The 590-nt window shown below is 63.2% G+C and carries 1 protein-coding gene; it reads right to left on the reverse strand.

From position 1 onward, the window contains the following. A partial coding sequence (locus EOA22_RS36535; RefSeq protein WP_164756331.1) for an ATP-binding cassette domain-containing protein occupies positions 1-590 on the reverse strand: 590 nt, incomplete at both ends.

The raw sequence follows: 590 nt of genomic DNA on the forward strand, positions 1-590 counted from the left end.
GTCATGAAGGCCACGGCATCGGACATCGTATATTGCTTGGGATCGATGACGCAGAGGCGACGGCCGAGCCGGTGGATGTGAATGCGGTCGGCCACTTCGAACACATGCGGCATGTTGTGCGAGATCAGCACGATCGGCAGGCCGCGCTTCTTGACGTCGAGGATCAACTCGAGCACGCGGCGGCTTTCCTTGACGCCAAGGGCGGCCGTCGGCTCGTCCATGATCACCACACGACTGCCGAAGGCGGCCGCGCGCGCCACCGCAACGCCCTGCCTCTGGCCCCCCGAGAGCGTTTCCACAGCCTGGCTGATGTTCTGGATGGTCATCAGGCCAAGCTCGGTAAGCTTGTCGCGGGCGCGCTTTTCCATCGCCGGACGGTCGAGCATACGCAGCCAATCGCCCAGAAAACCCGGTTTGCGGATCTCGCGGCCAAGGAACATGTTATCGGCGATCGAGAGCGCCGGCGACAGTGCCAGATTCTGGTAGACGGTCTCGATGCCGGCTTCGCGTGCCTCCATCGGCGCTTTTAAGGCGTCGGGTTTGCCTTCAAGCCGGATCTCTCCTTCGTAGGTCACGGCCGGGCCGGCAAT

The sequence above is a fragment of the Mesorhizobium sp. M7A.F.Ca.US.014.04.1.1 genome (genome assembly GCF_003998745.1).
GTDB classification, from domain to species: Bacteria; Pseudomonadota; Alphaproteobacteria; order Rhizobiales; family Rhizobiaceae; genus Mesorhizobium; species Mesorhizobium ciceri.